Genomic DNA, 17,261 nt, shown 5'->3' with positions numbered 1-17,261 from the left:
GCTCAGCACCCGCTTGATATATAGGATTCCTATGTATATGGTTGAGCCATGGAGACGCCGAAAACCCCGACACCGATCGAACATCGCATCCGCGAGGGCCTTTCGCGGCTGGACTCGGTCCTTCGCTCAGAGGACTGGGTCCGCGCCAGGGCCGCCGGGCTCAATCCGACGCAGCATGCGATCCTTGAGTATCTGATGGGCCGGGCCGAAGGTGCGGCCGTCAGGGACATCGCCTTCCAGCTCGGCGTCTCGCAACCGACCGCGACGGAGTCCATCGCCGCACTGGAGCGCAAGTCCCTGGTCGTCAAGCATGCCTCGACCGTCGACAAGCGTGCCGTCGATGTCTGCCTGACCGAAGCGGGCAGCGCGGCGGTCATGACCGGCGATCCGGCGCCCGGCGCCCTGGAGCAGGCTGCGGGTAAGCTTTCGGATTCGGACAAGGAGCATCTTCTGATGACCCTGGTCACGATGATCAAGCGGCTGCAGGACGCCGGCGCCATCCCCATCCAGCGCATGTGCGTGAGCTGCCGCCATTTCCGGCCCTATGCCCACGCCGGTGCGGCGAAGCCGCATCATTGCGCCTTCGTGAACGCGGCATTCGGCCAGCGGGACCTCCGCATCGAGTGCCGCGACCACTCCATGGCTGATCCTTCGCTCCAAGCTGCCACTTGGGGCGCCTTTCACAAAGGATAGCTCGAACCTCCAGGCAAAAGAGACGGAAGGAAGCATAAGCATGTTCGCAAAGCTCTTGACCGGGGCGCTCGCCGCCGGAACGCTATCCTTGTGGGTCGGTGCGGCTCACTCCCACCCGATCGAAGCCAAGCCCGTCGAAGCAGTGACGGCGTCGTTCGATATCATCGAAACCGTCGTCGTCACGAAGAAGGACAAGGCCATCTTCACGACGCGCGTGCGCGGCACCGCCGGATCCGACAAGCCGGCTGCCACGGGCAAGTTCGAAGGTTCGGATGTCTACGCCTATGTCTGGCCGACCTCGCTGAACAGCGGCGAAATCGGCTTCGAACGGGATCAGGGCATCGTCGCCCTTGCCGTCACCTTCCATCCGGATTTCGACGACGCCGCCTATGGCGGACGCAACCGCGACGTCTGGCACCCGCACTGGGTCGTCCTGAACGAAGACAAGGCGTGCAAGGGCGGACTGAAGGTGACCGATATTCCTAATGGTCAAAAGCCCAAGGTTCCGCCCACCTGGCCGAAGGTCCCGCTGCTGATCGACAGTCCGGACTACCCGACGATGTTCAAGGGTGATGCGGTCGAGGTTTCGATCCCGCTGTCCCTGCTCGGCGGCATCGGTGGGGCGTCGTTCGACGGCGTCACGGCCGGGCTCAAGGTGAACGGCAACCTGCATTCGCCGCTGCTCTGCGTCGACAACGTGTTCAAGGTGGCGTCGGGCAATCTCAGCCTTCCCGGCAAGGTCGCCACCGGCAAGTGACGAGGGGCGCCGGTCCGCCGACTGCCATCGGCGGACCGGCATGCTTCTTCCTCCAGGCAAATGGAGAGAGGAGAGCAGCTCCAATATCCGCATTCCCACCGGAAGTGCAATCGCGCCGGCTCTCTCCACAGCAAGCCGTGCCGATTCCGGAGCCGGCGTCCGTGTCATCGATGCCGGAGGAGAGATAATTCATGCCCAAGACAGCCCTCGTGCTTCGGCACGTCCATTTCGAGGATCTCGGAACCTTCGCCCTGCCCTTCAGGCAGGCGGATTACGAGATTCGCTATGCCGACGTCGGAGATGCGAACTTTCCGCCGGACCATCTCCAGGATCCGGATCTGCTCGTCGTCCTGGGGGGCCCCATAGGGGTCTACGAGGAGGCGGTCTATCCGTTCCTGGCCCGGGAACAGGCATTCATCGCCGCGAGGCTCGCGGCCCGGCGGCCATTGCTCGGCGTCTGCCTGGGCGCGCAGTTGATCGCCGCTGCCGCCGGTGCACGCGTCTTTCCTTCGGGTATCAAGGAGATCGGCTTCAAGCCCGTTTCCCTTACCCCTGCCGGGCGGAAAAGCCCGCTGCGCCATCTGGAGGGAACGCCGGTTCTCCATTGGCATGGCGACACCTATTCGCTTTCCGCGGGCGCGACGAACCTCGCCTCCAGCGATGCCGTCGAGCAACAGGCCTTTGCCATTGGAAGAGAGGTTCTCGCGCTCCAGTTCCACGCCGAGGCGGACTGCGGCCACGGGTTCGAACGCTGGCTCGTCGGTCATGCCGCCGAACTGGCCGCCGCGGGAATCGACCCGGCCGCCCTTCGACGGGATGCCCACACCATCGGTCCGGCTCTGCACGAGGCGGCCGGCAGGATGATCACGCAGTGGCTGTCCGGGTTGGACGATGTCTGAGGTCAGCGAACCCGCCCTTGCTGCCGAGCCCGCGAAGGGCCTTCCGCTGGTGAACATGGGGCCAGACAGAGGGCCTGAGACCGGTTGTTCATCCTGGGCAATTCCCTCCTCTTCAGACCTGAAGGCTCCGAAAGCCGACCGGGTCCTGCGGAGGAGATCACCCTGACCCGGCCTTCCTCCGGCATCCGGCAGGACAGGGGCAGCGCCTGCAGATCGGCATTCACGCGACGCTCCCATGCGACGGCGCCATCCCGACGCGCCTCGACAAGCGCTTGCCGATAGCTTTCACCCGCCCTGTCCCTCGCGTCGGGCAGGCCGTAGGCGAGAAGGATCGTGCCTTTCACGCGATGGAGTTCGGCAAGGCACCAGCGCTCTCCCGAGGATGCGCAATGTGCCATCGCGGAATCGATCACCCTCAGCGCGTCCGCATGCTTGCCCATGTCACGGAGTGCGCGTGCCGCGACGGATTGAAAGATCGTCTGGAACAATGTGAAGCCGCTGTTGCGGAGAATCGGCAGGTTCACGTGCAGCAGATGCGCGCAGTCGTCGGGACGCCCCTTCCGGAGCGCGATCTCGGCCTCGAAGCAGGCGGCGTAGCAATTCCATACGTCGAGCGACAGGGCCTTCGTATGGTCCTTGAGAAGCGCCACATAGTGGATCGCAAGATCATCGCATCCCGCGAGCAGCGCGATCGGGCAGGCCGCTTCCGCCAGGGCATTGCTGAGAGAGAGATCGTGCTGGATGTCCTCGGCATATGCCAATACATCCTCCACCTCACGCAAGGCCTGTTCTTCTTCGCCCAAAAGCCAATTCGAACGAGCCAGAGCGATGCGGGCCGTAACGGTCTGGTCGAACTGGAAGCGCACGGAATGGCAGCTCGCCGGCAGTGCCGCGTATTCGCCAAGCATCTGCAGAAGGTGATCCCGGGCTTCGGCGTGGCGGCCAAGCCAGTGCAGGGTAGCGCCATAGAGCCTTTTGCCGATGACCACATCGGCCGGATCGGGCGAGGACGGGGCGAGAGCGCGGAAGCGATCCGTGAACGTCAATCCGAGCCGCGGTTCGGCGCGGTTGATCGCATCGACCCAAAGTGCCCAGATCGCCCGGAGCTGGTGATCGACGTCGCCGATATCCTCGGCGATCCGCAAGGCCTTGGACCACGCAGCGACACCATGTTCCGATGCGCCCGCCGGACAGATCCGGGGCCAGCCGAGGGCTGCATACAGCTTCATGCGGTTCTGCTCGTCCAGGCCAGGACGGGCATCCAGGTAGTCGATTGCACGCCTGACCCAGGCCAGGCATTCGTCGAGCAGCGAAAGCCGGTAGAAGAAGGGCAGCGCGGCAACGGTGAGCCGCACGCCCAGCAGTGGGTCGCTCCGTTCGGCGAAGGCCCATTCCAGCGCGGCGCGCAGATCGTCCGTGTGTTGGGCATGGTTGCGCGTCCAGTCGGCCACCGGTACCGACATCAGTTCGCGGTCCGCGCTTTCCAAGGTCGCTCGCAGATACTCGGCCAATCTCGCCGCGACGGTTTCGGCATCACCGGTCTCGGCGAGCTTTTCCGATGCATAAAGCCTGGTGGTGTCGAGGAGCCGATAGGCCGTCGGGCCGGAGGAGGCATCCGCCACGACGAGCGATTTCGCCACGAGCGCGGCGAGGAGAGCTTCTGCGTTTCCGCCGGAAATGACGGCCGCCGCCGCCTCTTCGCCGAACCGGCCGCGGAAGACCGACAATTCACCTAGGGCGGACTGTTCCGGCTCGGGCAGCAGCATATAGCTCCAGTCGAGTGTCGCCCTCAGCGTCTGATGGCGGGGCAGCGCGGTCCGGCGGCCGCGGGTCAGCAATCGAAAGCAATCGGACAAGGATCGGGCCAAAGCCTTGACGCCGATCGTCTCCAGGCGACCGGCCGCCAGTTCGATGGCGAGCGCGATGCCGTCGAGCTTCTCACAGATGTCGCAGACATGGGGCGCGTCTTCATCGGTCAGTTCGTACTGCCCGAGGCAGGCGTCCGCGCGCTCCACGAAGAGCTGAACTGCGGGCGAACCCATCGCCGCGCTCGCGGTCAGCGCCGCCGCCGGAAGCTCCAGCGGCGGAATGCGGTGGACACGCTCCCCGGCGGCCCTCAATGGTTCGCGACTGGTCGCAAGAATGCGCAGATCTCGGGTCTCGGCCAGCAGGCACTCTGCGAACGACGCGACACTGCCCACCAGATGCTCGCAGCTGTCCAGGATGAGCAGAGCGGGGCGCGTGCGCAGGTGAGCGGCGATCTCGCGCAGAATGTTGTCGGTTCGCGAAAGGATGCCGAGCGCCGACGCCACCACGGTCGGCACGAGGCCCCCGCCGCCCACCGAGGAAAGATCGACCCAGACGATGTGGAGATCCGAGGGAGCGCGCGCGACGACCGCGCGTGCGACCGTTGTCTTGCCTATGCCTCCCGGTCCGACGATGGTGAGCAGGCGGGAGCGGCAGAGATGGGCGGAGATCGTCTCGACCACGCTCTCCCGCCCGAAAACCCGCCCCGTGCCGGGATCCGTCGTGAAGGGGCGGGGCGCGGGGTCGCCGGCCTCCCCGGGTTCGTCGGGCGCACGCCGCCTGGTCACCGGCGCGATGAACGCATAGCCCCTGCCGGGAATGTTGGCGATGAACCGGGGGTGGCGCTGGGTGTCGTTCAATGCCCGCCGGATGCCCGAAACATGCACCCGGAGATTGGCCTCATCGACGACGGTGTCGGGCCAGACATGCTTCACGATCTCTCTGTTCGTGCGAACCTCGCCTGCGTGGGCGATCAGATGAACCAGGATGTCGATTGCCCTGCTGCCGAGTGGCACCACCTGCCCGTCATGCAGCAGCATGCGCCGGGACGGTATGACCCTGAAGGGGCCGAATTCCAGTTCCTCTTCCATGCGGCGGTCCTCATCGGAAGGTTCTGCAGGGCTGATCGGCGGAACGGTCGGTGACGTGGGCAGCCTGCGACGGCAGGCTGCATTTGATAGGCACTGTCGCCCTTTTTTCCTCCCCGGTCTTTCGTGAAGCTGCGGAGGTTTTTCGCGGGGTTGTCGCCTTGACGTCTTCAGGAAAGGCGACGGCGATAGGCTCCGGGCGTGCAGCCCATCGCCCGCTTGAAGGCCGTGCCGAACGCCGCCTGGGTCGAGAAGCCGGACCGATGGGCCACCGTCACAAGCGGCATATCGGGATCGCCGAGCAGTTTCCGCGCCAGCGCAAAGCGTTCGGCGCTGACGAAGCCGTGGGGTGTCTTGCCCGTCAGCCGCTTGAACATGCGTGCGAAGTGGAAGGGGCTCAGACAGGCGACCGTGGCGAGTTCGCCGACCGAGATGTCGCGTTCCAGATTGTCTCGGATGAAGTCGATCACACGTGAGATCCGCTTCGGACAATCCGCTTCCTGTGGGGTCTGCGAGGGTTCCGGGCGGTCGTGGGCGTAAGCGTGGGCGACGCGGGCGGCCAGCGCCAGCGCGGCGGATTCGACCATCATCCGGCCGGCGGAGGTTTCCTGCAGCAGTTCCGCCCGGATCGACAAGCCGATTTGCCGGATGAGCGGATCGCGCAGGTCCGCGAGATATCTGATCGCGTCCGCACGGATGCGGGCGTCGCCATAGAGGGCGGCGAGCCCGTCGAAGCGGTCGGCCGGCAGGTAGATGTGCAGGATTTCGTCGAGCGGTGCGGAGATGCTGATTTCGTCCTCGCCGACGCCGACCGGGCACAGCCAGATGGTGCCTTCCTCCACAGCCGAGCGCTGGCGAACGCCGGCCCCCTTGCGCATGACGAAGGCGCCCGGACTGCGGCGCGTGGCCAGCGTGATCTCCATCTGGGTCGGCACGATCGCGGGCAAATCGCCGGCCGGGTGCGAGCGCAACTCGGCGGCGACGCCGTTCCAGCCACGGCCGAGCGATGTGGCTGCCAAGCCGGCGTTGGGAAATTTGAAGGTGCCGTGCGCGTGCAGGTTCATTGGAGCACTATGGAATCGCCCGCAGCCCCCGGCCACTATACAGGCGTATCGCAGACGTGGCGGCGCCAGGCTGCTACAGCTTCTCATCCGGAGGCGAGGTGAATGCGGCAAGTCTTTTCCAGATGGCCAAGCCTTGCCGAGACCTCGGCCGGGGCGCTGCCCGATCCCGACGGGCTGCCGGCGTGGATGACCGCCACGGCGCCGCGCCGATGGCCGATCACCGTGCGCGACCTCGCCGTTTCCGCCCTGCTGGTCTTCGCCCCGACGATCCTGGCGGCGATTTCGGCCTCTCAATTTTCCGAGCGGCGAGACGTGGCGCTTGCGACGGGAGCGGCGGCGCTCCTGACCGCGGTTCTGGCCATCCTGTCCATGATGAGGTTGAAGCGGGAGACCCTGCATTGCCGGCGGCAGTATGGAGAGATTTTCGAGCGCGCCGGCATCTCCATGTGGCGAGAGGACTGGACGGCCGTCGCCGAGGCAGTCATGGCGCTGCGCCAGGCGGGGGTCCGGGATCTGGAGAGCCACTTCGCCAACCGGCCGGATGAACTCCGGGCGCTGAAGGCGCGCGTGATGATCCGTGACGTCAATGCCTTCACGCTGGAGGAGACCGGCGCACCCGGAAAGGACGTCTACATCGGCCCGCTCGACCGGCTGCTTCCCGAAACCGATCAGACCTTTGTGCAGTGGCTGGTGGCTTTCAGCCGCGGCGACCGCTTCTTTCGCTCCGAGGCCCATCTGACGACCACCGAGGGCGTCGAGATCGACACGCTCTTCACCGCCATGCTGCCGCGCGATCTTGCCGGTTTTTCGAACATCGTCGTGACCTCCGTCGACATCACCGCCTACAAGAAGGCGCAGGCGCGGCTTGTCGCCGCTCAGGCCGACGCCGCCAAGACCTCCCGGATTTCAACGGCCAATGCCTTCAGCGCCTCGGTCGCGCACGAGGTCAACTCACCGCTGGCGGCGATCCTGGCGAACGCCCAGGCAGCGCAACGCCTGCTCCGGGCAACCCCGATGGACATCACGGAAGCGGCGGCGGCCCTGCAGGACGTCGTCACCCAGGCCGCGCGCGCCCGTGACGTCGTGGCGCGCATCACCTCCCACTTCAGCAAATCCCCCGGATCCTTCGCTCCGGTCGATATCGTCCAGGTGGCCCGCAACGCCAATCTGCTGGTGGAAACGGACCTGCGCTCCCACGGCGCGGTCGTGCACCTCGCTGCACCCGACGATCTTCCGCTCGCCTTGGCCGATCCGGTGCAGATCCAGCAGGTGTTCGTGAACCTGATGCTGAACGCCGCGCAAGCCATGGGGGACTGGCCGGGCCGGCGGGACATCACCGTGACCCTTCGCGTCGCCCAATCGTCCCTGACGGTCGACGTGACCGACACCGGGCCGGGAGTGGCGCCGGACCGGCGCGCGCAGATCTTCGAGCCATTCCATTCGACCAAACCGGGCGGCATGGGCATGGGGCTGGCCATATGCCGCAACTGCCTCGATGCGCATGGCGGGGACATCTGGGTGGACCAGGTTCCGGGAGGCGGGGCCGCCTTTCATTTCACCCTGCCGATCGCCCATGGCTGATGCCGGACGGACGCGAGACGTCGTGGCGATCGTCGACGACGATCCCTTCATCCGGGCTGCGCTGCGAAGGCTCGTCCTGTCCATCGGGTACGAGGTGCTGTTGTTCGACAGCGCGGAGTCCATGCTGTCCTACGGTGCGGCGGCGGAACTGTTCTGCGTGCTTGCCGATCTCCAGATGCCCGGGGTCACCGGCATCGAGATGATCCAGGCCCTCTCCGAGCGGCATCCCTCGCTTCCCCTCATCGCCATGACCGCCTATCCGAACGAGGCAATCCGGCAGCGGGCGCTGGACTCGGGAGCATCGACCTATCTCACCAAGCCGTTCGACGCGGCTATCCTTGAGATGTGCCTTTCGAGGTTCAGTTCGCGGCATGGTTCATGATTTACTGTCTAACATGAAACCAGTCGTCCATATCGTCGATGACGATCCGGCGCTGCGCAGAGCCCTGAAGAGGCTCTGCGAAACGGCCGGCCTGACTGCCGTCGAACATCCCGATGCCGATGATCTCGCCGAAAAGACGCTTGCCCGCCGTCCGAGCTGCGTGCTGCTCGACGTGCGGCTGGCGGGGCAGAACGGGCTGGCCGTGCAGGAGGCGTTGCGGGGTGCCGGCAGCACCGTTCCGATCATCTTCCTAACCGGCTACGGCACGATTCCCATGACCGTGCGCGCCATACGTGGCGGCGCGATCGAGTTCCTGACCAAACCGGTCGAGGACGAGGTGCTGTTGGAGGCCATCTGCCGGGCCATCGAGGCCGACACCGCGGCCCTGGACGTGAACCGGGCCCATCGCGAGCTTGCCGACCGCTATGGGACCCTCACCGACCGCGAGCGCGAGGTCATGACCTGCGCCATCGGCGGTCTGATGAACAAGCAGATCGCCGGGGAACTTGGCCTTTCGGAAATAACGGCAAAGGTGCACAAGCGCCACGTGATGGAGAAGATGGGCGCCCGGTCATTGCCCGACCTTGTCCTCATGGCTGCGCAACTCGGGATCCCCGCTCGGCGGCGACGGTAAATGGCCCGGGCCGATGGCGGCACATGCGGGAGGAGCAGGGTGCATCGGGACGGCTCTGTTGCAAAGTTGGCCGGCACGCGGCGGAATGGCTGGAGCCAAGCCGTGTCGGACTTCAAGGGACGCCACTTCGGAGGTGAGATCGTGCTCTGGGCGGTGTGTCGGTACTGCCGATAGTAGCGGAACTTATCACCAAACCGCAATCGCACCGCCCGCTAAAACCGAAGATATCCAGTCGAAGATGCTGTACGGGTAATGAAACTTTTTGAGTTACATTTGATAAAGCTACCAACGCCCCTGCTATTACTTTACGGATGAAATAGACAAGCTCGCAAAGGAGGGAGGCATGCTTCGTCGGTGCATTTCCATCATCCCTCAGAGCTCCGAGATGATCTCCAAGCAGGCGGAGGGATCCCTTTACGGCATGGCGGAGCAAAGCAGCCTGCCGCAGCGGCGCGGTCAAGCCCGCCAGCCGCGCAGCGGTGCGCCTTTGGCGCGGGCTTGAGGGCGCCCGCCGGCGGCAGGTCATAATTCGAGGGCTGTGAAGGGCGTGCGGCGCTGATCAGGGCTCCAGGCGATAAGCGAGGGGCTTTGATCGCCAGTTGGTCAGCCGCAGCTCATAAGCCCGCTCGGCCGTTTCGACCGCACGCCGTTCCTGATCTCAAATACTTTTCAGATTGTAGGCGCACGCCATGCCACGTTGTCGCCCCCTCTGTATCGGCTGACCCGCCAGCAGTTGCAAAGCCCGCCGCTTGGCTGCCTGCAAAGCGGGCCGAGCCCAGTGGTAGTCGGCCTGCTTGGTCAGCACGTGCCAGATCAGGACTGTAAATCGGCATGGAATAAGGGCTCTGTCGCAGTTTTGATGGTGCCAGATTGTTGTCCGTTCTGGCTTCGTCAGCAGGATCAGCATCATGGCTCAGTCGCTTCGCTGTACGGGATGCGTGCCACCCGGCTTCGTGATCGTCGAGACGGCAGACAGCAGCCTTGCAGTTCAGATCACGGTGCGCTCCGCTGCCGCGTTCAGTCCTTGCCCGGTCTGTGGTGAACACTCGTTTCGGATGCACAGCCGATACCAGCGCCTCCTTTTCGACCTGCCACTCTCGGGCCGTAACGTCCGGCTGCACCTTCAGGCGCGGCGCTTCCATTGCGATGTCCCAACCTGTCGTCGACGGATTTTCGCTGAGCGCTTTGATCCGGATGTTCTGAAACCATGGGCCCGGCGAACGGCGCGGCTCGACGATCCCGTCTATCATCTCGGTCTCGCCCTCGGTGGACGCCCCGCGGCCCGGCTGGGGAAACGCCTGATGGTGCCGATCACTAAGGACACGCCTCTGCGGGCCATGCTACGGCACAATCCTCCTGTTTTCCCGCCGCCATCAACTATTGGAATCGACGATTGGGCTTGGTGGCGCAACCAACGCTACCGAACGCTCATCTGCGATCTTGATCGCCACCGCACGATCGCGCTCCTGCCCAACCGCGAGCCGGCGACCACGGAAGAGTGGCTGTCGGACCAGCAGCAGGTCGCCATCGTGGCGCGCGACCGTAGTGGCGCCTACCCTCAAGCGATCTTGAAGGCTCTACCGCACGCCATCCAGGTCGCTGACCGCTGGCACCTAATGGAAAACGCCAGCCACGCCTTCCTGGATGCTGTGCGCAAGTCGATGCGCCAGATCCGCGTCGCCATCGGAGCGGCAACCGTTGATCCCACTCTGCTCACCGCGGCGGAGCATATCCAGTACGAGGGCTATCTGCGCCGAGAGGAGACCAACGGTGTCATTCTCGCCTTGGCCATCCGGGCCGCACAGGCGTGTGCCCACCAGGGCTGGGTTACACCACTTCCGGAAACGCTACTATTCCGAGAGCCCATCAACGCCCAGCGTCCGCCCTTGACGCCAGGGGAGCAATCGAATCCAATATTCTTCTACTTTGAGGAGAACCCATGCCGCCGCGGCCTCCCCGATCGGCGCGCCGAGAGAAGCCGATGGAAACCACCAAGTCTGAACTCGCCAACGACCTTTACTCAAGGCTGAAGCAGCCGCGGAAAGCACCGAAGGTCGCAGCCATCGGGCGCTGGAAGGACTAGGCGTTCTCAGAAGGCTGGCTTGACGCCGTCGACGTCGAGGATCTGCTCGCCGACTTTGACGACAGGCTCTGGCGGGTGGACAACCGGGCGGTCGCCGCCCTCTTCCGAGTCCCAGTCACCACCCTGTTCCACCGCCCTCGGAGCCGCTCGTCCTCGGTGTCCGGCCAGGGCACATACCTCCTGCCGGACCTGATCGCCCTGCTGGCCGGGTTTGAGCGGCTCGGCTTCGACGTCGACCCGGCCCCGTGGGCCGAGGGGCACCGCCTGTCGCTGGCGTCGAAGGACAGGCTGACCGGGACGGAGCTGACTGTGTGGTGGTACGCGCAGTGCCGCCACAAGGCCGAACCGGTGGAGATCTGGCCAGACGACCAGCCGCACCGGATTTGGTCGCTCCGCGAGGAGCGGCTGGTCACGCCAGCGGGCTACCGCGCGACGGCGCGCTTGGACGCCGAGGGCAAGGCCCACGCTCTTTCCGTCGCGGCACCCAAGCACAGGCGCCGGAAGGACGCGGTGGAGACAGTCTGCGCAGACTGTGGGCACACTTGGTGGAGATCCGGCAGACCAACGAGCTCTTCGTGGTGCTGGTCAAGGCAGCGCGCAGGCTCCCAGCCATGTCGAAGCCGAGTCCTTCTGCGACAACTACTGACGCCTGGGCGGAAAAGACATCGGGCAGGAGGATCTGGACAGTGGTCTCGAGAGCGTCGAGGTCGGTCGGGGTAAGAGACAGCTTCACGGTCGGCTCCGCATCGGGTGAAGGATCGGTGGCGGCGAATATGGTCCGGTTTCGCGCAGACAACGGGTCGCGCCGCGGATTTTGTGAAGAATCTGACGGACGGCGGAGCCGGGTTCGTCATGCCTCATGGAAGGTCGTCGTCATCGGTGCCTTGGCGCTGGATGCGTGGGCCGGTCGGCGTGGAGACCGCCGCCGACGTGCCGCGTGCCGTGCTCAACGCGCCGGTCACGGCCCGAGCAGGATCGATGCGGCAACCCTCCAGTTCGGGTGCTCCAACACCCCGTAACTCCCGGTGGCCTCATGCACCCGGAAGGTCGTCACTGCGTCGAAGGCAACCCCGAAATAGCGCGCCCGTTCCGCGTCCGCCCAGGTCGGGTCGAGGACAGTGCCGGCCTCCGTGACACACCACGCATGCGGCATCGGAATTTTATAGTCCGGGTCCAGCGCGTATCCTTCCGCGTAGAGGAAGCGGCCCGGGCACTCCGTAGCCAGCCGGAACGCGTTTTGGTAGCACGCCTTCGGTTCGCCCCGGCGGATGCCGCCCGGCAACGCCGCGGGTTCCCAAGAGCGGCCGTAGGCAAGCAAGTGAGTGGCCGCGCAGGGCAGAGCAGGTCGCCGCCGCGCCGGCGCGTTCGAAGAGGCAAGCAGAGTGAGGTGCTGTCGGATCGCCGTTTCGCCGTTCATCGCCACGCTCCAGACCAAGCCCCCGAAGACGAGTGTACCACCCGCGCCACGCGGGCTTCGCTGCCAGCGCACCGCGATGGCGTGTCAGCATGCGAAAAGATTGGTCGTTCGCGCTGTTCGATTGCAGATCGCCCACAGCGCGTATGCGCAGAGCCGCCCCTCGCCGTTGGACCATGCAAGTCCCATCCCCGGCCGACGCCCTGGTCCGGGACCGATGCAGCAACGAATGCGGCCAAAGACCTTCCGCTGTTCGCAGCAAGCGGCCCCTGATACCACCTATGAGCGTGCCCACTTTCTCTACACCAGCTCTGGGCTTCATTGTCGACGAGATGTGGCTCGCATCGGTTGAAACGGTGCCCTCCTCTCATTCAAGCCCATCAGCACCGGAAGAGCCCCATGAAATCAAACCGTCCAGAACACCCCGCCCCGCCCGATGCAGACGCGCGTCGAAACGTGGCGCCGGTGATCTGCTACCCGGTGGACGGCCTGCCCCCGGCCGACGTCGCCACCTATCGCGCAGCCCGGGATAGCTGGCGGAAGGCCGGCGAAGTGCGCGTCCCATCGCGGGAGGCCCGGTGCTTCGAGGTGCCGGCCGAATGGTTCTTCCGCATCGTCAGCGTCGAGGGGCCGCAGGTCGGCGACCTCAACCTGTGGGCGGCGCACGATCCCGGCGAACGTTTCTTCTCCGGCAAAACGCGGGCGCTGCACGGCACGCACCTGTCCACCGGCGACCGGCTGTGGTCCGCGCTGCCGCACCTGCGGCCCATGGCCACCATCACCGAGGACACGCTCGACTGGTACGGGTTCGATGCGTATGGCGGGTCGGTGCACGAAGTCATCGGGGGGCGCTGCGATCCCTACACGCACGCCTGCTCGCCGATGCCGACTATCACCATTGCTGCCACTCCAACCTGACCCGCGCGCTGGCCGACCATCTGCAGCGCCCGCGCGATGACGTCGAGCCGACGGTGCACGACTTGCTGAACGTCTTTATGTGCACGGGGTTCACCCGCGACACCGGCCAGTACTTTATGAAGGCGAGCCCGGTGTGCCCTGGTGACTTCCTGAAATTTTTCGCCGAGATCGACCTGCTCGGTGCCCTGTCGGCCTGCCCCGGCGGCGATTGCAGCGCTGAGCATTCGAGCGACGCCGAGGTCTGCCACCCGCTCCTGGTGGAGGTCTATGAACCCAAGGAACCGCCGCGCGACTGGGTGTCCCCGCCGCGCAACGGCTACCGCGGGAGACACGGCCCCTGACAGCCGTGCAGACCTCCAGTTCGGGAACGAAGCCGGAGCACCACCGGATACCTGTCCGTTTCGCCGTCCGTTCTCATGCCTGCGGTTCCGCCGACCGGACGGATGAGGAGGCGCCTGTTGCTTCCCGCTGAGTTGATCAGAGGCGTGCGAGGCTGCAATCGTCATCCAGAGCCTCAATGTAGGGCACACGAGCGGAACGGATCATCGGTACGGCGTGCCGGATCGCGCCCCCTGGGGCGGGAACTTCGATCCCCTGTTCAAGCATATTCTGTTCTAAGATTCCGGAGAGGCGGAACCCCGCACCAACCCTGGACGGAGACGGGATGTCGGGGTGAGAAGTACGGGGTTACGGGATCGCGTGTGCGGAGAGCCAGCCGCCGACGGGGTGACTTGTACAGGGTTACGGGGTGCCTTGGACGGGGCGGGCACGACGCAACATGCCGATGCTGACTTGGTAGGCCTGAACGGTCCTCCGGGTATCTCAGGGTAACGGCTGGGTCGATCCGGCTTGGCCGTCCTCATCACGGTCATCTTCTGCCGATCATCCCGTCAGCTAACCCATTGCCTGCAAAGTGGGAATCCGCGACCGGCGCCAAGATGTTGCCGATGTCTTCGCCGATCCTGGCTCCGGCGCCAAGCCATTGTCCGAGCAGGGTATTCTGCCGTCCTGGTCCGCCATCCTTGCCGATCTTTCCAAGGTGCTGGTGGAGGCAAGGCAGCCTTCTCAGGAATCTCACGCGCCGGCCACGACCAGCCGAAATGCCCGGTTCCCTTCCACACGATGTCCGGACGGTCGGTGACGGAGACCGCATCCCGGGTTTCTCCCATGTCCGCCGTAAGAACGAACGCTGCCACCACCGTTCCGCTTACCCGGCTGTGTCCTGAGGCGCTCGGGCACAGGCGTTCCACCCTCACCGGCCGACCCGGCAGGTGTTCGTGGAGTCTGGCCAGCCTTCGGCGGCCCGCCGCCATAGGGTCGGGAGACGTCAGATCTCGCAAGCCCCGCATCGGCGTGCAGCATCGGTCAGCAAGCGTATACGCATGACAGTGAGCGACCGCTTGCGCTGACGGTCGGACTCGGTATCCTTCCGCTCTGAGGGGGCTCAGCCAAGCAATGCGCGAGGACGCAATGGCGCAGCTTCCGATTCTGAAACTCCACGATCCGACGTTCCTGCCCGCCCCCGTCACGATCACGGTCGGCAACATCAAGGGCGGTGTCGGCAAAACGACGCTGGCTACCAATCTCGCGGTCTGGGCAGCGATCCGACGCTTCGCAAAGACCGCTCTCATCGACACCGATGCGCAGCAGTCGGCCGCGACCTTCGCCAACATGCGCGCCGAGACGCTCGGCGATCCGCTCTTCACCTGCGTGTCGATCCTCAACGCCGAGGCCCTGAAGGTCCATGCCAGGCGCATCGCCGCCGACCACGCGCTGACCATCATCGACGCCGGCGGCCGCGACACGGCGACCCTGCGTCTCGCGCTCCTGATCTCGGATGCCGTGCTCATCCCGCTCGGCCCGCGCGCTTACGACGTCTGGGCCCTGCAGCAGATGGTTGACCTGATCGCACAGGCGAGGGCGTACAACCAACGTCTCCAGGCCTTCGCGGTCCTGAGCATGGCGGACCTCCGTGGCGCCGAGAGCCGGGACGTCGCCCGGATGCTCGCCGACCTTAATGGCGTGGAGTTTCTCGATACCCCCATTCGCAAGCGCAGCGCCTGGTTCCGGACAGCGGCTGACGGCAAGGGCGTCGTCGAGGCGAAGCCCCGGGACAACGGTGCGATCGAGGATCTCGAGGCGCTGACCGGAGCCCTCTTCGAGCGTGTTCGGGCGTCAGCCAGGGTATGCGCCTGAACACGATCGTAAACCGACGTCAGCACACGTATACGCGAAAGACCAGCCATGCGCATCAAGACGCCGACCACGAAGGCCGTGCCAACCATCACTGAGCCGAACGAGGATGCGGAAGCAGCCGAAGCCTGGGCAAACAACCTCCCTGTCAAGCCGGCCAAGAAGCGTTCGCAGCCGAAGCGGAAGACCCCACCCAAGGTGCTCCGCTCATACCGCCTGCCACAGCTTCTGCTGAATCGGATCGGGCTGGTGTCCCACGACATCAGCCTGCCCGAGTACACGGTCGTCGAACTCCTGCTCAACGAAGCCCTCGCCGCCCGAGGTATCCCGAAGACGCTCGACAAGCCCGGATGACCTCGCCTCGGATAGGTCCGACTGGCGCCGCGACAATCACTCCCGTCCGCGTGTGCCATCGCCGATGCGGTTCGGACGCAAACTGGATTGACCGGTCAAAACGCCGGACAAGATTTGGGGGCAACACCAACAGGCCCTCGGAATTCCCTCATGATGATCCGCCTTCGCAACGGCCCGCGCCGCCAGACGATCCAGTTGATCCGCACGGTCTACAGCCCGGAAAGGGGCCGCGGTGCGCAGACCGTGGTCGCCCGTTTGCCCGCTTCGGCGACCATGCTCCCGCCGCGGGTGTCGGCATGCCTGACCGCCGACGAGCGGGCGCAGGTCGAAGACTTCTTCGAGAACCGCCGCAAGCGCCATGCGGTGCAGCTCGCCGACTACAACGCCGTCCACTTGAGCGCCTGTGCGGACATGATGGTGCTCGCCGCGTCCGCCTCCGGCGGATTGGCGACAGTGCAGGCCGCCGCGGAGCGCGCCGGCATCGGGACCGCTCTGCGCCGCCTGTTCACGGCCCTGTACAGCGACTCCGTGCGCGTGGTCGTCCGTCGGCCGGCGCTTCCCCGCACCAAGAGCGGGTGATCTGGCGCGGCGGAGCCGCACTCCAGCGGCTGCTACGCCCACAGATCGTCCCGAGCGCGCCATGAGCCACAAGCCCCGGCGCCAGACGATTCAGCCGGACCCGTACATGGCAGCTTTTGGCAGTCAGATCGGGCCCTGTAGCGTACGATACAAACGAGATCAGGCATGACCGCCATCACCGCCGAGCAGTACGCCGCTCTCCAGCGCGCCTTCGACCACTTCAACGCGACGCTGTTCGACGGAACGTTGCCCCAGGTGCTCATCACCTTCCAGCGCAGCAAGCGCTTTAAGGGCTACTTTTCCCCCGAACGCTTCGAGAGCTTGGCGGCATCTGGCGAGCGGCGGCACGAGATCGCCTTGAACCCGGATGTGTTCGACCGCGTCCAGGCCGAGATCCTCTCCACTTTGGTCCATGAGATGGTCCATCTGTGGCAAGAGGAGTTCGGGAAGCGCTCGCGCGGCGGCTATCATAACGCGGAATGGGCGGCCAAGATGAAGGCCGTCGGCCTGCACCCGAGTGACACGGGCGCGCCGGGCGGTAAGGAAACGGGACAGAGGATGACGCACGTCATCGTCACGGACGGACCCTTCGACCGTGAGGCAGCCAAACTGCTGGCGGACGGCATCGCCATCGCCTGGAAGTCCGACGTCCGGAAGGCCGGCGCCGCGAAGAAGGACAAGGTCGCCTATGCCTGCGGATGTGGGACGAAGGTGTGGGGGAAACCTGATCTTTCCCTGCTTCGGTGGACACGGGTTCACGCAGATTTTAGCTCGGCCTGTTCGGGGGTGATGTATCCGATGGCCGAGTGAGCGCGT

At 65.3% G+C, this 17,261-nt stretch carries 17 protein-coding genes; 13 read left to right on the top strand and 4 right to left on the bottom strand.

Features of this window, described 5'->3' with window-relative positions; all coding sequences use genetic code 11:
* Positions 1–48: 48 nt before the first annotated feature.
* From FZ983_RS33145 to FZ983_RS33135, 3 genes are all read left to right on the top strand, one after another.
* Positions 49–693 carry a MarR family winged helix-turn-helix transcriptional regulator gene (locus FZ983_RS33145; RefSeq protein WP_149229002.1) on the top strand — a complete coding sequence of 215 codons (645 nt, stop codon included), beginning with the start codon at positions 49–51 and terminating at the stop codon, positions 691–693.
* A gap of 55 nt (positions 694–748) precedes the next feature.
* Positions 749–1,450 (top strand): hypothetical protein, encoded by a 702-nt coding sequence (locus FZ983_RS33140; protein ID WP_211103033.1) that lies wholly within the window; start codon positions 749–751, stop codon positions 1,448–1,450.
* 191 nt (positions 1,451–1,641) lie between these two features.
* Complete coding sequence (locus FZ983_RS33135) at positions 1,642–2,349, top strand: glutamine amidotransferase (RefSeq protein WP_149229000.1); 708 nt, start codon at positions 1,642–1,644, stop codon at positions 2,347–2,349.
* Between the two features lie 2 nt (positions 2,350–2,351).
* On the opposite strand, the gene FZ983_RS33130 is transcribed toward FZ983_RS33135, so the two are convergent.
* The gene (locus FZ983_RS33130; protein WP_149228999.1) at positions 2,352–5,246 is read right to left on the bottom strand and encodes a winged helix-turn-helix domain-containing protein; all 2,895 of its coding nucleotides are present in this window, start codon (positions 5,244–5,246) and stop codon (positions 2,352–2,354) included.
* A gap of 167 nt (positions 5,247–5,413) precedes the next feature.
* Complete coding sequence (locus tag FZ983_RS34440; RefSeq protein WP_188092614.1) at positions 5,414–6,307, bottom strand: AraC family transcriptional regulator; 894 nt, start codon at positions 6,305–6,307, stop codon at positions 5,414–5,416.
* A 102-nt stretch (positions 6,308–6,409) separates the two neighbouring features.
* Here FZ983_RS34440 and FZ983_RS33120 point away from each other — a divergent pair, with 102 nt between their 5' ends.
* Genes FZ983_RS33120 through FZ983_RS33110 form a run of 3 tightly spaced genes read left to right on the top strand, consistent with a single transcriptional unit; the run spans position 6,410 to position 8,904 of the window.
* On the top strand, positions 6,410–7,888 hold the full coding sequence (locus FZ983_RS33120; RefSeq protein WP_149228998.1) for an ATP-binding protein: 1,479 nt from the start codon (positions 6,410–6,412) through the stop codon (positions 7,886–7,888).
* A gap of 22 nt (positions 7,889–7,910) precedes the next feature.
* Positions 7,911–8,270, top strand: a complete 360-nt coding sequence (locus FZ983_RS33115) for a response regulator (RefSeq protein WP_188092613.1) — start codon at positions 7,911–7,913, stop codon at positions 8,268–8,270.
* Positions 8,271–8,283: 13 nt separating this feature from the next.
* Positions 8,284–8,904: a response regulator gene (locus FZ983_RS33110; RefSeq protein WP_149228996.1), complete on the top strand. Its 621-nt coding sequence runs from the start codon at positions 8,284–8,286 to the stop codon at positions 8,902–8,904.
* 658 nt (positions 8,905–9,562) lie between these two features.
* Here the strand turns inward: FZ983_RS33110 and FZ983_RS33105 are convergent.
* Positions 9,563–9,814 carry a hypothetical protein gene (locus FZ983_RS33105; protein ID WP_149228995.1) on the bottom strand — a complete coding sequence of 84 codons (252 nt, stop codon included), beginning with the start codon at positions 9,812–9,814 and terminating at the stop codon, positions 9,563–9,565.
* Here FZ983_RS33105 and FZ983_RS33100 point away from each other — a divergent pair.
* The gene (locus FZ983_RS33100; protein ID WP_149228994.1) at positions 9,813–10,934 is read left to right on the top strand and encodes an ISL3 family transposase; all 1,122 of its coding nucleotides are present in this window, start codon (positions 9,813–9,815) and stop codon (positions 10,932–10,934) included. The genes FZ983_RS33105 and FZ983_RS33100 overlap by 2 nt on opposite strands.
* 1,011 nt (positions 10,935–11,945) lie before the next feature.
* On the opposite strand, the gene FZ983_RS33095 is transcribed toward FZ983_RS33100, so the two are convergent.
* Positions 11,946–12,404: a hypothetical protein gene (locus FZ983_RS33095; protein WP_149228993.1), complete on the bottom strand. Its 459-nt coding sequence runs from the start codon at positions 12,402–12,404 to the stop codon at positions 11,946–11,948.
* A gap of 396 nt (positions 12,405–12,800) precedes the next feature.
* Between FZ983_RS33095 and FZ983_RS35205 the strand changes: the two genes are divergently transcribed.
* From FZ983_RS35205 to FZ983_RS33070, 6 genes are all read left to right on the top strand, one after another.
* Positions 12,801–13,319: an urea carboxylase-associated family protein gene (locus tag FZ983_RS35205; RefSeq protein WP_348771090.1), complete on the top strand. Its 519-nt coding sequence runs from the start codon at positions 12,801–12,803 to the stop codon at positions 13,317–13,319.
* A complete protein-coding gene (locus tag FZ983_RS35200; protein WP_348771091.1) occupies positions 13,253–13,660 on the top strand; it encodes a DUF1989 domain-containing protein in 408 nt (135 codons plus the stop codon). The genes FZ983_RS35205 and FZ983_RS35200 overlap by 67 nt, the downstream gene beginning before the upstream one ends.
* A gap of 1,129 nt (positions 13,661–14,789) precedes the next feature.
* A complete protein-coding gene (locus FZ983_RS33085; RefSeq protein WP_188092612.1) occupies positions 14,790–15,515 on the top strand; it encodes an AAA family ATPase in 726 nt (241 codons plus the stop codon).
* A 48-nt stretch (positions 15,516–15,563) separates the two neighbouring features.
* Positions 15,564–15,866, top strand: a complete 303-nt coding sequence (locus FZ983_RS33080) for a hypothetical protein (protein ID WP_149228991.1) — start codon at positions 15,564–15,566, stop codon at positions 15,864–15,866.
* A gap of 150 nt (positions 15,867–16,016) precedes the next feature.
* Complete coding sequence (locus FZ983_RS33075) at positions 16,017–16,445, top strand: hypothetical protein (RefSeq protein WP_149228990.1); 429 nt, start codon at positions 16,017–16,019, stop codon at positions 16,443–16,445.
* Between the two features lie 165 nt (positions 16,446–16,610).
* Positions 16,611–17,255, top strand: coding sequence for a SprT-like domain-containing protein (locus FZ983_RS33070; RefSeq protein WP_149228989.1), 645 nt, complete (start codon positions 16,611–16,613; stop codon positions 17,253–17,255).
* Positions 17,256–17,261: the final 6 nt, after the last annotated feature.

Source organism: Azospirillum sp. B21 (assembly GCF_008364825.1).
In the GTDB taxonomy this organism is placed as follows: Bacteria; Pseudomonadota; Alphaproteobacteria; order Azospirillales; family Azospirillaceae; genus Azospirillum.
This window is presented reverse-complemented; position numbering and strand designations above follow the sequence as displayed.

What these genes read in the sequence shown, in the direction of transcription:
- FZ983_RS33145 (WP_149229002.1), top strand. Translation starts at nt 49, where the DNA reads ATGGAGACGCCGAAAACCCCGACACCGATCGAACATCGCATCCGCGAG.
- FZ983_RS33135 (WP_149229000.1), top strand. Translation starts at nt 1,642, where the DNA reads ATGCCCAAGACAGCCCTCGTGCTTCGGCACGTCCATTTCGAGGATCTC.
- FZ983_RS33130 (WP_149228999.1), bottom strand. Translation starts at nt 5,246, where the DNA reads ATGGAAGAGGAACTGGAATTCGGCCCCTTCAGGGTCATACCGTCCCGG.
- FZ983_RS34440 (WP_188092614.1), bottom strand. Translation starts at nt 6,307, where the DNA reads ATGAACCTGCACGCGCACGGCACCTTCAAATTTCCCAACGCCGGCTTG.
- FZ983_RS33120 (WP_149228998.1), top strand. Translation starts at nt 6,410, where the DNA reads ATGCGGCAAGTCTTTTCCAGATGGCCAAGCCTTGCCGAGACCTCGGCC.
- FZ983_RS33110 (WP_149228996.1), top strand. Translation starts at nt 8,284, where the DNA reads ATGAAACCAGTCGTCCATATCGTCGATGACGATCCGGCGCTGCGCAGA.
- FZ983_RS33100 (WP_149228994.1), top strand. Translation starts at nt 9,813, where the DNA reads ATGGCTCAGTCGCTTCGCTGTACGGGATGCGTGCCACCCGGCTTCGTG.
- FZ983_RS33105 (WP_149228995.1), bottom strand. Translation starts at nt 9,814, where the DNA reads ATGATGCTGATCCTGCTGACGAAGCCAGAACGGACAACAATCTGGCAC.
- FZ983_RS33095 (WP_149228993.1), bottom strand. Translation starts at nt 12,404, where the DNA reads ATGAACGGCGAAACGGCGATCCGACAGCACCTCACTCTGCTTGCCTCT.
- FZ983_RS35205 (WP_348771090.1), top strand. Translation starts at nt 12,801, where the DNA reads ATGAAATCAAACCGTCCAGAACACCCCGCCCCGCCCGATGCAGACGCG.
- FZ983_RS33085 (WP_188092612.1), top strand. Translation starts at nt 14,790, where the DNA reads ATGGCGCAGCTTCCGATTCTGAAACTCCACGATCCGACGTTCCTGCCC.
- FZ983_RS33080 (WP_149228991.1), top strand. Translation starts at nt 15,564, where the DNA reads ATGCGCATCAAGACGCCGACCACGAAGGCCGTGCCAACCATCACTGAG.
- FZ983_RS33075 (WP_149228990.1), top strand. Translation starts at nt 16,017, where the DNA reads ATGATGATCCGCCTTCGCAACGGCCCGCGCCGCCAGACGATCCAGTTG.
- FZ983_RS33070 (WP_149228989.1), top strand. Translation starts at nt 16,611, where the DNA reads ATGACCGCCATCACCGCCGAGCAGTACGCCGCTCTCCAGCGCGCCTTC.